This window comes from Candidatus Baltobacteraceae bacterium, assembly GCA_036559195.1.
Classification (GTDB): domain Bacteria; phylum Vulcanimicrobiota; class Vulcanimicrobiia; order Vulcanimicrobiales; family Vulcanimicrobiaceae; genus JALYTZ01.
In genome coordinates, this window is record DATBTN010000027.1 from 11,786 (window position 1) to 25,128 (window position 13,343).

A 13,343-nucleotide genomic window follows, 5' to 3' on the forward strand; every position below is an offset into this window, starting at 1 on the left:
CGGAGGTATTCATGTCGGTCTATCGCGTTCTGGATAAACTCGAAGCCTACGTACACGAAGGGACTTGGCTCCCCGCCGGTTATCGCGTCCTGAGCGAGGAGCGGCTGGTGGAGATGATCGAGAAGGTTCGTTCGTCGTTGCCCGAAGAGGTCGGGCGCGCGAAGATTATCGCCAAGGATCAGGATCGCATGATCCGTGCCGCGCACGAAAAGGCGCACGCGATCGTCACCGAAGCGACGAGCAAACACGAAGAACTCGTCGACCAAAACGAGATCGTGGCGCGCGCTCGTACGACGGCCGACGTGGTGCTGCGCGAGGCGGAGGAACGGGCGCGCAAGATTCGCGAAGGCGCCGATCACTATGCCGCTCAGATGCTCGGCGAACTCGAGACGCGGCTTTCAACCGCTCTCGGCTCGGTGCGCAAAGGGCGCGAAGCGCTGACGCCGCGACCATCGCCGGCTGCGACCGACGGACAGCCGCTCGCCGATGCGGCCGCGAAGAGCAAACGGGCGGCTTTCGACGCGCAGGCCGCCGACGAGACCGCGGCTCTCGAGTCGGTCGAAGTCGTGCGCTAAACCGCGTGCGCCTTTCGCTGGCGCAGCGTCGTGCGCCAATCTACGTCGCGGCCGCCCTTGTGGCGGCCGCGCTCGCTTCGATCCCCACGCCATATTCGCTGATCTTGCCGGGCCACGCGGTCGACTTGCGAAAGGTCGTGAGCGTCGCGCGGCACGCGCCGCCGGCCGTGCACTTTTATTTGACCGACGTGGCATTCGTCGCGCATGCCACGCCGCTCGTGCTGCTCGACGGGTTGGGGCCGGGCGGCCGCATCGTGCGAACGACCGACGTCGTGCCGCAGGGCATCAGCTCGCGTGAATACGAAGGCGTCATGCGCGAGTCGATGAACGAGAGTCAAGCGATCGCCGCGGTCGTCGCCGAGCGGGCCGCGCACTTGCGAGTCCCGATTCCGCGTTCGCACGTGCTCGTGCTTTCCATTTCGGCGCTCTCGCGCGCGGGACGAGCGTTGCGTCCCGGGGATCTCATCGTTTCGGTCGATGGCGCCGCGGCGACGGCGAGCCCCGATGTCGCGCGCGCTCTGGCTCGCGTTACGCCGGGCGCCAGCGTGCGCGTCGCGATTCTGCGGAAAGGCCGCCTGCTGCAAGCGAACGTTCCGACGATCCTCTATCACGGCGCGACCGCTCTGGGCGTCTATCTCACCGCGGTGATCGAACGGCCGCGGCTACCGGTCGCGGTGACGTATCATCTCCCCGACGTGTCGGGCAGTTCGGGCGGTCTTATGTTCGCGCTCCAGATCTACGCGACGCTAGCCGGGAAGGGACGACTGCCCGAACGAGCCGTTGCGGGCACGGGTACCATCTCGTACGACGGCAGCGTCGGGCCGATCGAGGGCGCCGCGCAGAAGATCGTCGCCGCGCGTCGCGCGGGCGCTTCACTCTTTCTCGTGCCGCGGGAGAACTATGCCGAAATCAAAACGACCTCCGGTATCAAAGTCGTCCCGATCGCGAACTTCCGACAAGCCGTCGCGGCAATCGGCCGTTAGCCGAATCGTGGCCGCACTACGGCCGCATGGCTTGAGCATCGTGACGGTCGCGATTCTCGCGCTGTGGTTCGTGATGTATTGCTTCAGCGATCCGAGTACCCATTGGGGGGCCTTTTTCGGCAACGCGATTGCGGATTGGTGCGGATCGGTCGTCGTCATCGTAGGGACGAAGTACCTGATCGAGCGCGGATCGCAACAGAGCCGGCAGCCGGCCGATCGCCTGCGCGGCATTCGGCGGCTGCTCTGGGAGCACTCACTTACGATCTTTCTGCTCATCACCGGCGTCGGGTGGGTCGTTCTATTCGCGCACATGCAGACCAACGGCAAGTGGGGTCAAGTCAGCGGAAACATCGTCTCGGAGTGGGTGCAGACGCTGGGGATCGTCTACCTCACCAAAAGCTTGGTGGAGCGCGGTTCGGCCGATAGCAACTGAGCCGTCGGCTGCAACTCCTTTTTTTTCGTTTGGGCGCGGCGGGCGAGGGTACGAAGTATCCATGAAACTGCTTGCTTTAGTAACTCCGTTCGTGCTGGCCGCGTCGCTCGCGCCGCTGGTCGCATCGGCGGACGCGACCGGCGGAATCTCCGGCACCGTGATGGATCGAACCACCGGCAAACCCGTAGCGAACGCCGCCGTGTCGATCTACCAGCTCCCGGTACCCAAGCATCAAGAGGCGGTGCGCCTTCGCTCCTCGCTAACCAATCGGCGCGGCTTTTTTGCCGATCTGGGTCTGGAGGGCGGCGCTTACATCGTTACCGCTAACGTTGCGGGGCGCAGTTCGAGCTGCGTCGTGCGTAACGTGAACGGCGGCGAAGTGCACCGCGTGAAGATCGTCGTATCCGACGATAAACGGCCGCCCGCGTGCGAGGGCCCCTACGTGGGGAACTTCGATCCCGACCAGACGGCCGACGTCTATCGCGTTCACTAACGCGCTACATCACTAAGCGCCGGCACCGAGCGTTGTAGCTTGGGAAAGGCAGGCCGCAAAGGCGCATGACCGCGGTAATGGAGCTTTTGCTCCGGCACCTTAAAGCGTTCGCAATCGTGGGCGGCCTCATTGGGGCCGCCTACGTTCTAAACGCCACGCTCGGGTTGCGCGCGGCGGCGGTTTCGCACGGTTCCGTGACCGGCCTTGCGATTCGGGCGCCGGTGGAGATCTTACGCGACGATCGCGGTATCCCGCACATTCGCGCGCGCAACGGACACGATCTCTATTTCGCGCAAGGCTTTGTCGAAGGGTCGGACCGGCTCTTTCAAATGGAGCTGATGCGCCGGTTCGTCTACGGGCAACTGGCCGAGGTGCTCGGTTCCAACGAGCTGCCGATCGACGAGCAAGTTCGCACGATCGACGCCCGCGACATCGTCGAGCGCCAGTGGCGGCACCTGCGTCCCGGCGATCGCGCCGCGCTCGACGCATTCAGCGACGGCGTCAACGCGGCGATGCGCTCGCAGCCGCTTCCGATCGAATTTCGCCTGTTGCTGTACCGGCCGGCAGCCTGGAAGCCGCGCGATTGTCTCGCCGTCGGCGTCGCTATTTCGCTCGATCTCACGGACTCGTGGCATTCGATTCTCGCGCGAAACGACGTTTGGAGACGGGACGGTCCGCGCGATTTCGACGCGGCTTTTCCGCTCAGCGATTCGAAATACGACGTCTCGATCCGCGGAAACGTTGACGGGCCCCCGGCGCGGCCGGCGCCCTCCGCGAACGTGCTTCGCATCGCGCACGTGGCCTCGCGCCCGATCGGCAGCAACGCGTGGGCGGCGGGAGCGCGGCGAACGGCGACGGGACGCGCGCTGCTTGCCAACGATCCGCACTTGGATTTGAATATTCCCGGCATTTGGTATCTGATCGATTTGCGCGCGCCGGGACTGCACGTCGCCGGCGCGGCGATTCCCGGTGCGCCCGGAATTATTTTGGGGCACAACGAGCGCGTTGCGTGGGGCGCTACCAACGGCGCCGTCACGTCGATGAGCCTGTTCTATGCCGGCCGTCTGCACGGCGGGCATTGGAAGCGCGAACGGTTCCACGTGCGATTTGGGCCCGACGTGACGCGACTCTACTACCGCACGCCGCACGAATTTGCAGTCCCCGATGATTATGACCGCACGCGGCTGGTACTCGTGCGCTGGAGCCAATACGACGCCGGCGCTTCGGCGCTTGCGGCGATCCTCGCGCTAAATCGCGCGGCGAGCGCGCGGGACGCCGTTCGTGCGCTCGCAACGTTCCCGGGACCCGCGCAAAATTTCGTGATCGCCGATACGCACGGTTTTGCGGGCTACCATCTCGCCGGCCGGATCGCCGACGACGCCGCGTGGGGACGCTACGTTCACCCGGCGCGCGATCTGCGCGCGACGTACCCCGCGATTGCTTTCGCGCGCCTGCCGAGGGTCGCACCGTCGCGCGACGCCGTCGTGCTCAGCGCCAACAATAAAATGTACGGGGATCGTTACCCCTATCGGCTAAGCGCCGGGTTCGCACTGCCGTACCGCGCGTACCGGATCGCGCGGCTGCTTCGCGCTCGAACCACCTACGACGTAGCCTATTTCGCGCGCATGCAGCTCGACACGTTCTCGCCGGCCGATCTCGAGTTCGCGCGCGACGTCGTCGCGTATGCCCGCTCCCATCCGGGCGCGCTCTCGACACCGCTGGTCGACGCGCTCGCGCGCTGGGACGGACGCTTCACGCCAAATTCCGACGCCGCGACGCTGGAGCGGCGCCTGCGAATCGAAGCCGAGAACGATGCCCCCGGCCTCGTCGCGCTCATGAACCGGTTTCGCGCCGGGCGGGCGCCGAGCGATTTCGAAATGGATCTGCGCGCCGCCCAATGGGAGCCGCCGCGCGACCTGACCGGACCGTGGGGAGAAGAGGGCGCCGTTCGAATCGAGCACCAATTCGGACCGTTGGGATTTGCGTTTTTGGACGGCGCGACGCTGCCGGGGGATGGCGACGAATACACCGTGCACGTTCAGGCGCCGGGCTTCTCACAAAGTTTCCGTGCCGTCTGGGATATCGGCAACTGGGACGCCGGCGGCATCGTGATCCCCAGCGGCGAGTCGGGCGAGCCGGGTTCGGCGCACTATCGCGACTTGAGCCCGCAGTGGATTAGCGGCCGTCTGGCAGCGTTGCCGTTTTCGGAGCGAGCCGTGCGCGCCGCAACGCGGGAGCGTTTGGTGCTCGTTCCGTCGCGTCCATAAGGAGTCCGAAACGAGAGGCGGAAAGTAGGAGCGCATGGGTGCAATTGCCGGCGCGCGCGTTCGCGTTGCCATCGCTTTATTGCTGCTGGCGTTCCCGTTTTGTTCCGGGGCGGCTTTCGCGCAGCAACGCGCGAACGGCGAAGTCGTCATTTGGGTGACCGATGCCGCCACTCATCGCCCGATCGATAACGCCGAAGTCTTCTTGCTCGGCGGTGACACGCCGCAAACGTCGCTGACCAACGCGCAAGGCGAGCTCGATCTTCGAGAAATCACTCCCGGCAGCTACCGGGTCGAAGTGCAGCGCGGTGATTACGACCGGAGCGATTCGCCCGAATTCGACGTTCTCGAGAACGCTCGCGTGCGCGTTGACGTCGCGCTCGAACCGGCCCTAAAAGTGATCGCGAACGTAAAATCCCGCCCGGGCGTTACGATCAGCTCGACCGAGATCGGCGCCGAGAGTGCGGAGCGAAAAGTCTCGCAGTCCCTCAAAGGTGCTTTGGACAAGCTCGCCGGCGTGAGTGTCGACGATACGACCTACGGCCCGAACTCGGCGTTCAACGTGTCGCTCCACAATCACGACGCGTCGCAGACCGGGTACGCGATCGACGGCATTCGCATCGGCGGCCCGCAGCAGCAGTTGCTGGGTTCGGCGCAGAGTTTGTTCACCGGCGCGAGCGTCAGCTTTACGCCGACTGCCGGATACCTCGGCGGAACGATCAACTACCAAACGCTTCGCCCAACCAAACAGTGGACGTACGACGCGCTGGGGACGATGGGCAACTACGGGGCCGGGACCTATTCGTTTGCGGTTTCGGGCGCGCTCTCGTCGCGGCTCGAGGTTGCGTTTCAGCACGCGTTCGATGCGCGCGACAGTTTCCTGAGCGGACTGCGCTATGCCGACCAGAGCGGCATCGCGTACGAGCACCTCGGCTCCAATCAATCGCGCGGCGATCTGCTGCGACTGAATTATACCTTCGACAAACGAACGTCGGCGGCGTTCTCCGGCATGCTGACGAACGCGTCGTACGCCCATATCTGCAGCGATTTCACGACGCTGCTTCCCTGCGGGTACGGCTCGATTCCAATGACCGTCAATCGTAACGGCTTTGCATCGATTCGTCTGAATTCGCTCGTTGGAAACGTCCAGACGAATCTTTCTTTTGGCGTGCCTTTCGGAGAATTCGAGACCGGTCAGGGCGTTCGCGTTGTGGGCGGCGTTGCGATGACGCCATATTCCTCGCACAACACCTACAACGGCTTCAACTTCGGCTTCGACGGCAGCCTGACGGCCCGGCGGCACACGGACAGCCTCGACGCGTACGAGAGCGCGTTCCGCGGGACATCCACCCAAACGTACAACGGCGTGCCGAGCCAGGTCGACCAGCCCATCGCCCGAACGTCGTGGTTCGGCTTCAGCGATCACGTCAAATCCAACGATAAGCTGGCGTTGACGCACTCCGTGAGCCTGGATTCGGGGACGGGCGCCGGTACGGCGCTGGTTCTCTCCGAGACTGCCGATTGGCAGCCTGCGAAGGCCGACGTCTACGAGGCAAGCGTCGAGGCGGGCAGCGCACAACCCGTATATGAAGGTCGTCTGGCGCTCGAAGATCCGCTGAGCGCCGACTTCGATTGCGCGAATCAGTCCGCGTACGTCGACGGATCCTCCGATCCGGCGCGCAAGCAGTCGTATCTCAACTACACGTTCTCCTGGCAGCACTCGTTTCGAGGCGGCAACGTGAAGGTTAGCGCGTATCGCGAAAACGACGGAGGACAACCGGTGCGCGCATCGGTTCCAATCGCGGCGGAACCTCCGGGTACGTTTCCCAACGGCCTCGCCGCCTATCTTGCCGGGTTGGCCGGCGCATGGAGCCTGCCAACGGTCTGCGGATCGATTCCGTTTAACGCCGGTCACGTCTACATGACGCAAAGTCTCAGCGGACTCGATGAGATCAACCGCGGATTCGATATCACGGCGCGCGTGCCGCTCGGACGCAATCTGTTCGCCCTGCCGACCTATACGGTTGGCAGCACGTTCTTGACCACCATCGATCCGCGCTTGCAGTTCCCCGGCAGCTACTACGGGATCGGTCTGCAGCTCCCGCACAAACCGCTGCGAAAAGCGGGCCTGACGATCGACAGCATCCTCCCGCGTCGACACCTGGAGCTCTTGCTCAACGCCGAGTTTACGAGCATCAACAATGCCGGCAATCTGCCGGCGTTCACGACGTACAATGCCGGACTCGTGTTTCGCCCCGAGGTTGGAACGATCACGTTGACGGAGTCGAATATGTTTGGGACCGACGCCGGTTTATTTACGCGGTACGACCGCGTCTATCCGATGCCGGTCGTCGGCGGCGGCTCGTTCGCGTTTTCCAGCACGCCGCTGCCGCCGCGCCAATGGACGATCACGTATCGCATCCCGTGGCATCAGCGCGTTGCGCGCGGCGGAACCGGCGTCGGCGCGGCGAAACAGACGCCATGACTGCGCCTCTGCAGCTAACCTACTATTTCGACGTGCTCTCACAGTGGTGCCACTTCGCCGATAAGTCGCTCGATCGACTGCGGCGCGACTTCGGCGACCGCATTGCGGTGGAGCTGAAGATCCGGCTCCTCAACGACGGCAAGCCGATCGCCTACACACCCGAGCAGCTGGCCGCGTATTACCGCCGATCGAAAGCGATTGCCGGCATCGAAACGACCGCTGCATGGCTGCACCCCGGCGATTCGTCGCTTTACGCGAACTGCGCCGTAGAAGCGGTACGTTCGTTGGGCGGCGACGTGGAAAGCGTGCGGCGCAAACTCTCGCGCGCGGCGCTGCGCGACGGCGAACGTGTGGGCACCTTCGATCTCGCGTGCGCGCTGGCGGCGCGGCTTAGCGGCTTCGACGAGCAGCGATTGGGCGCCGCGATGCGCGAAACGGAGCCGCTCTTGCGCAAATCCACGGCGGAGTTTTACGCGCTGCCGGTGGAGGTCGTACCAACGTTCGTGCTGCGAAATGCGATCGGAGATACCGCAATTCTTTCCGGACTTTTCCGCTACGGCGCGCTAGCGGCCGCGGCGCGCGAAATGATCGACGACGCGGACGCGTACGAACGCTATGCCGCCGACCATCCCGAGATACGCGATCTCTAAACGGGCGGCGCTTGAACGTTGTGCGCGAAGGCTTCGAGCCGCGCGCGATCGATCGCTTTAACGCGGCCGCGATCGAGTTCGACGGCGCTTGCGTTCTTGAGGCGAAGCAGCGCGCGGGCTGCCATGTCGCGGACGGTGCCGGCGGCGGCGATCTGCGCCTGCGAAAGATTCTCGACGCCGGGGAGACCGCGGGTCATGCCGACCGAGGCTCTCGAATAGCCGAGCAGAAATTTCGCGACGCGCTGCAAAACGTGCGCGAACGCAAGATCCGCGATCGTGTCGATCGAGCGGCGGCGACCCTGCGAGGCGGCGAGTAAGAAACCGAGTGCGAGTTCGCTGTCGTTGCGGCAGGCGTGCATGACGGCTTCGCTCGGAACGGTCACGATCGTCGCGTCGGTCAACGCTTCGGCGCGCGTCGTGGAGCCGCCGCCGTCGAAGGTGCCGCTATCGTTGAGCGTGTCGTGCGTGAGCCGCTCGCCGAGCGTGTGCGTTTTCCCGTCGGGGGAGAGCAGGGTCAGGATGACCTTGCCGACTTTCACGATGCCCAGGTACGGCCACATTTCGCCTTCGTCGAAGATCGTTTCGCCGGCTTTGAAGGTGCGCTCGCTCATCTGCGAGGCCAGATCCTTCAGCGTCGAAGCCTTCGCGCTCGAGAACGGCGGGACGTGCTGCAGAAAGGCTTCGCCCTCGGCGGTTTCATCGATCCGCTCCATGCGCACGGTCCAGCGGTTCGAACCCAGGTTGCGGGCGTCCCAAGAGAACTTCCCGGGCCGCAGCTGAGCCGTCTCGTTGCGAAGCGAGCGAGGATCGCTCTCTTCGTTGATTTCGAGAATCGCACCGAGCGTGAGTTTATCGAAGGCTTCCAAGATCTGTTCGGTCTTGGTCGCAGGGGCGAGCGAGCGGGCATCGAGCGTGATGGCCGCGGGACGATTCATAGGCATCGCCCCTGTTGTACCAGGCGGCCGCCAAAGTCGCCTGCAAACGTCGGCGCAAAGCCTCCAAATCCGGTCTCAAAGGCGCTTGCCAGGGCACTCGCGGAAGTAGCCCGGAGCACCACTCTCTAGACGGGGACCATTTTGGCTACTGACATTCGTGAGACCGACATCGTGATCGTCGCGGGCGCGCGCACGCCGTTCGGAAATTTCGGCGGGGTCCTCGCGGAGCTCTCCGCGACCGACCTGGCCGTGGCGGCCTCTGAGGCGGCCATCGCTCGCAGCGGCGTGCCTAAAGAGCGCATCGACGACATCGTCTTCGGCAATGTGATGCAGACCAGCGCCGACGCGATCTACTTGGCGCGGCACGTTGGGCTGCGCGCCGGTATTCCGGTGGGCGTCCCCGCGCTCACGCTCAATCGCCTGTGCGGCAGCGGCCTCCAAGCGATTCTCACCGCCGCCAACTCGCTGATGCTGGGGCAAACCACTTACGCGCTCGCGGGCGGAAGCGAATCGATGAGCCAGGCGCCGCACGTCGTACGCGGGGCGCGCAAAGGATTGCCGCTCGGGGCGAACGTGAAGTTCGAAGACACGCTCTGGGAAGCGCTGACCGATTCGTACAACGGGCTGCCGATGGCGATCACCGCCGAGAATCTTGCCGAGAAGTATCGCGTTTCGCGCGAGGAGTGCGACGAGTTCGCACTGCGCAGCCAGAGCGAATCGCTCGAATCGCAAAGCAACGGTTATTTCGCCGACGAGATCGCGCCGGTTACGGTGCCAGGTCCGAAGGGGTCGCAAACCGTCGTCGAGACCGATGAGGGCCCGCGCGCCGGACTCTCGATGGAGAAGCTCGCGAAATTGCCGGCGCGCTTTAAGAAAGGCGGCGTCGTTTCGCCGGGCAATGCGAGCGGCATCACCGATGGCGCGGCCGCGGTCGTGTTGACGACCGTCAAACAAGCCAAGGCCGACGGGTTGACGTGGCTGGGGCGACTGGTCAGCTCGAGCGTCGTCGGCGTCGATCCCGATATTATGGGCATCGGGCCGGCGGTCGCTATTCCGAAGGCTCTCGCCCTCGCGGGGCTCGGAACGAAAGATCTTGCCGTCATGGAGATCAACGAAGCTTTCGCACCGCAGGTGCTCGCCTGTCTGCGCGAGATGGATCTGCGCGTGGCCGGTAACGGCATGCGTTTCAACCCGCACGGCGGAGCGATTGCGCTCGGTCATCCGCTCGGTGCGTCGGGCGCGCGGATCGCGCTCACGACGTTACGCGATCTGCGCGCGAACGCGGGCGGCTACGGCGTGGCGTCGGCGTGCATCGGCGGCGGCCAAGGCATTGCAGCAGTCTTCACCACCGATTAAGCCGCCGAAAAAGGCGTGGTTGACGCGGGGGCGCGCGCTCGATATCGTCGCCCTCGCCGTCATCGTTGTGGTTGCGTACAAGCTGCTGATCGCGCCGCGGCTGCTGCACGGCGCCGACGCGTTGCCGGCTCCGCACGTGACGTATCAAACGCTGGCCGGGCCGCCGTTCGTACTGACGCATCAGCGCGGGCGCGTCGTCTTTCTGGATTTTTTTGCGTCGTGGTGCGAACCGTGTAAGGCGTCGCTGCCGCTGGTGGAATCCTACGCTCGCAAGCATCCCAATGTCGAGGTCGTGCCGGTCGACGTCGGCGAGCCGCGGGGCGTTGCGGCTGCATACACGCGAACGAATCATTTGCGCAGCGTCGCGATCGATCCCGGCGCGCTTTCGTCGGGCTTCTTCGCAATCGACGGTTTTCCGACGATCGTGGTGATCGATCCGCAAGGCCGCATCCGCGCATCGTGGACCGGTTTCAATCCGGCCGTCGAACTCAACATGGCCCATGCGGCGCAGACGCTTGCAGGCGCGTCTTCGTAACGCGCGACCCAACGAGGCCGGCGCGCTGACGGAACTGGAACTGCGCAGCAAGCGCTCGTGGGGCTACGACGACGTCTTTATCGAGGCCATCCGATCGGAGTTGATCCTGACTCCGGTGATGATCGCGCGCAGCGAGGTGATCGTAGCGGAAGAGGGTTCTCGCGCGGTCGGGTTCGCACGGGTAACGATCGAAGGCGAAGTGGCGACGCTGCACGACTTGTTCGTCGAACCCGATTGCTTGCGTCGCGGCATCGGGCGATTGCTCTGCATGGCCGCGCTGCAGTACGCGCGCGATCGCGCGGCTACGAGGATGCTATTGGAAAGCGACCCCTACGCGGAAGGATTCTATCTGCAACTCGGCGCCAAGCGGGTAGGCGAACACCGCTCGAGCCTGGTTCCCGGACGAACGCTTCCGGTCATGCAGTTCGATGTAGTGCCGGACTAGTCGCCGTCGATCTCGGCCATCAGCGTAATGCCGGGCGTCGCCGTGAACGCCGGCAGATCGAAGGTCAGCGTGTTGTCGTGCAGCGCACCGTCGATCGGGCCGATCGGTTTGTCGGCGAAACCGATCGTTAAGCTGTAGCGCAGCGTCGTTGCGAGCACGTGCGGGAACCACACGTCGAGCCGTCCCCCGCGTTCGAATGCTAGCGGACCATTCGCGGCAAGCGAGATGTCGAAATAGTAAAAGCTGTCGCCGCGCGGCGCCTGCGTGCTTTCGGCGTCCGTCGGCATCCTGCCGATCGGCGCGATGAAACGCGCGTTGCCCGTTGAGGAGTTCTTCGCGTAGGTCAACGTCGTTACGTATCCGTCGGTCTGCCGCGGTGAGACCGCAAGCGACCCGCCGGCCGCGGCGATTCGATCGACGGTCGCGGCATCGCTTGGCTCGACGCAGACGATCCCGCGACCGCCCAGCGGATCGAACTCGACCGGTTTAGGCCGATCGGCGAGTCGCACCATTGCGTTGTGAAGTGAGGCCGCTCGAAGAAGCGCGTCGGCGACGTCCCGTGCGCGCAGCGATGCGGAACGCAGGGCGCAGTCTTCTAGAGGACGCGGAATCACACGCAGCCTTTCCCACCACTGGTTACGGATGCGCTTTAAGACGCTTAGGCCGCTTGCCGCTCCGACACGCCAGCTGTAGAGCGCGTCGCCGGAAACGACGACGACGTCGGTGACCACGATCGCATCGGGTGTGGCGCGTGCGTTACGCGCCGAACTCGCGAGCAGCGTCTTCGCGTCGGATCGCAGCGCCGCGATCTCGCGCGGCGGCCCAAAATCATCGGCACGCGCGTTCGGGCAGGCCTGCAGCAACAGCACCGCAGTGGCAAGCGCCGCGAACGCAATCGCTCTCATCGCGCGTCGATCGATCCTTTGAACGTCTCGTTAGGGCGCGCCGAGAAGTCGGGCAGGGCGAAGGTCAGCGTGTTGTCGTGCAGGTCTGCATCGAGCGAACCGTGACCCGCGAGCGAGAGCGTGTAGCGCTTGCGCGTGTCGAGAATGTATGGAAACCACACGTTGACGCGGCTGCCCGCACCGAACGTGACGGTTCCCGATCCGGTAAACGAAAACGTGAGATTGTAGAGCGACGCAGCCGGGGCACGCGGCCGGCTGCCATCGATCGCGACGCGAGTTCCTGCCGGCGCATCGTTGGGTGCCAGCACGAGAACGATTTCGTACCCGCCCGTTTCGGATCGATTGCCGCCGTGCGAGCTACCGTTTTGGGTAACGTTCGCGGGCAGATAGATGACTTCGCGATCCACGTTCGGCTCGACGATACCGCCGCTATGCGTGCGGCGCGCGGTCGACTCGTAGCGGTGCTCGGCATCGTCGGCCGAAGCGATGAGCGGATTGTGCGCCGCGGCCGTGGCGACGAGATGCATCGGTAGTCCGAGCGAGAGCAATCGCGCGCTCGTGGGCCCGAAATACGACCCGTTATACGAAAGGGCGCGCCACGGCGGCGCACCCTCAAACCACCACGAGGGGTGCTCCGGAGTCGCCGAGGTTCGATCGCTGTAGCCTTCGAGCAGATCCCACCACGTTCCGGCGATGCGATCCATGGCGACGATGCCGTCATGCGAACCGATGTGCCAGTTCGCGAGCGCCGCATCGCCCACGACGACGATGTCGGAGACGACGATCTGCGACGGATCGTAGTTGCGTTCGTAGTACAAGCGGTGAAGCAGCACGGGAACCGCACTGCGAATTGCCGTGACGTCGCGTTGCGCTCCTACGTCATCGGCGCGCGCCGTGCCGAAGCAGAAGAGGACGAGAACGATCGCCAGTAACGCCCGCATAACCCGCCGACGCTTCGGCCGCCTCCCCTGTGACCACCTGGCAGAGCTACCGCTGAGGTGGTCTTGCCTCGATCGAGGAAACGCGGCGGTCGAACGCATCGAATCGCAAATCGACCGAGTCGAACCGGCGATTCATTTGATCCTCTAACCGCTCGACCTTGCGCTCGACCCCGTCGAGCCGCTCCTCGATGCGGCCGAATCGATCGTCGATGCCGCCGAATCTCGCATCGATCTGGCCGAATCGGGTCTCGATCTGACCGAAGCCCTCGAGCATCGCTTTATGGGTATCGAGGATGGCCTCGAGGAGCTGGGTCTTGGTGACGTCCTTACGCATAGCGTTACC

Annotated in this window: 14 protein-coding genes; 10 read left to right on the forward strand and 4 right to left on the reverse strand. The window is 64.5% G+C overall.

Annotation, left to right across the window (positions count from 1 at the left end):
- Positions 1-11: 11 nt before the first annotated feature.
- The 7 genes from VIG32_03015 (at position 12) to VIG32_03045 (ending at position 7,883) form a co-directional block, all read left to right on the forward strand.
- On the forward strand, positions 12-575 hold the full coding sequence (locus VIG32_03015; protein ID HEY8296974.1) for a hypothetical protein: 564 nt from the start codon (positions 12-14) through the stop codon (positions 573-575).
- Between the two features lie 5 nt (positions 576-580).
- Positions 581-1,558: a PDZ domain-containing protein gene (locus VIG32_03020; protein ID HEY8296975.1), complete on the forward strand. Its 978-nt coding sequence runs from the start codon at positions 581-583 to the stop codon at positions 1,556-1,558.
- A gap of 7 nt (positions 1,559-1,565) precedes the next feature.
- A complete protein-coding gene (locus VIG32_03025; GenBank protein ID HEY8296976.1) occupies positions 1,566-1,991 on the forward strand; it encodes a hypothetical protein in 426 nt (141 codons plus the stop codon).
- 61 nt (positions 1,992-2,052) lie between these two features.
- On the forward strand, positions 2,053-2,484 hold the full coding sequence (locus VIG32_03030) for a carboxypeptidase-like regulatory domain-containing protein (protein HEY8296977.1): 432 nt from the start codon (positions 2,053-2,055) through the stop codon (positions 2,482-2,484).
- Positions 2,485-2,549: 65 nt separating this feature from the next.
- Positions 2,550-4,751, forward strand: coding sequence for a penicillin acylase family protein (locus VIG32_03035; GenBank protein HEY8296978.1), 2,202 nt, complete (start codon positions 2,550-2,552; stop codon positions 4,749-4,751).
- 34 nt (positions 4,752-4,785) lie between these two features.
- On the forward strand, positions 4,786-7,233 hold the full coding sequence (locus VIG32_03040) for a TonB-dependent receptor (GenBank protein HEY8296979.1): 2,448 nt from the start codon (positions 4,786-4,788) through the stop codon (positions 7,231-7,233).
- Entirely contained in the window at positions 7,230-7,883 is a 654-nt protein-coding gene (locus tag VIG32_03045; GenBank protein HEY8296980.1) for a DsbA family protein, read from the forward strand. The genes VIG32_03040 and VIG32_03045 overlap by 4 nt, the downstream gene beginning before the upstream one ends.
- On the opposite strand, the gene VIG32_03050 is transcribed toward VIG32_03045, so the two are convergent.
- Entirely contained in the window at positions 7,880-8,818 is a 939-nt protein-coding gene (locus tag VIG32_03050; GenBank protein HEY8296981.1) for a DUF2249 domain-containing protein, read from the reverse strand. The two genes, VIG32_03045 and VIG32_03050, sit on opposite strands and share 4 nt — an antisense overlap.
- Before the next feature lie 141 nt (positions 8,819-8,959).
- Here VIG32_03050 and VIG32_03055 point away from each other — a divergent pair, with 141 nt between their 5' ends.
- From VIG32_03055 to VIG32_03065, 3 genes are read left to right on the forward strand one after another with little or no spacing between them, the layout of a single operon-like run.
- Positions 8,960-10,174 (forward strand): thiolase family protein, encoded by a 1,215-nt coding sequence (locus tag VIG32_03055; GenBank protein ID HEY8296982.1) that lies wholly within the window; start codon positions 8,960-8,962, stop codon positions 10,172-10,174.
- A 19-nt stretch (positions 10,175-10,193) separates the two neighbouring features.
- The gene (locus VIG32_03060; protein ID HEY8296983.1) at positions 10,194-10,709 is read left to right on the forward strand and encodes a TlpA disulfide reductase family protein; all 516 of its coding nucleotides are present in this window, start codon (positions 10,194-10,196) and stop codon (positions 10,707-10,709) included.
- Positions 10,675-11,154, forward strand: a complete 480-nt coding sequence (locus VIG32_03065) for a GNAT family N-acetyltransferase (protein ID HEY8296984.1) — start codon at positions 10,675-10,677, stop codon at positions 11,152-11,154. Before VIG32_03060 ends, VIG32_03065 begins: the two co-directional genes overlap by 35 nt.
- On the opposite strand, the gene VIG32_03070 is transcribed toward VIG32_03065, so the two are convergent.
- The 3 genes from VIG32_03070 to VIG32_03080 are packed head-to-tail and all read right to left on the reverse strand — an operon-like array spanning position 11,151 to position 13,334.
- Positions 11,151-12,059, reverse strand: a complete 909-nt coding sequence (locus tag VIG32_03070; protein ID HEY8296985.1) for a hypothetical protein — start codon at positions 12,057-12,059, stop codon at positions 11,151-11,153. The two genes, VIG32_03065 and VIG32_03070, sit on opposite strands and share 4 nt — an antisense overlap.
- Positions 12,056-13,000, reverse strand: coding sequence for a hypothetical protein (locus VIG32_03075; GenBank protein ID HEY8296986.1), 945 nt, complete (start codon positions 12,998-13,000; stop codon positions 12,056-12,058). Before VIG32_03075 ends, VIG32_03070 begins: the two co-directional genes overlap by 4 nt.
- A gap of 46 nt (positions 13,001-13,046) precedes the next feature.
- The gene (locus tag VIG32_03080) at positions 13,047-13,334 is read right to left on the reverse strand and encodes a hypothetical protein (protein ID HEY8296987.1); all 288 of its coding nucleotides are present in this window, start codon (positions 13,332-13,334) and stop codon (positions 13,047-13,049) included.
- Positions 13,335-13,343: the final 9 nt, after the last annotated feature.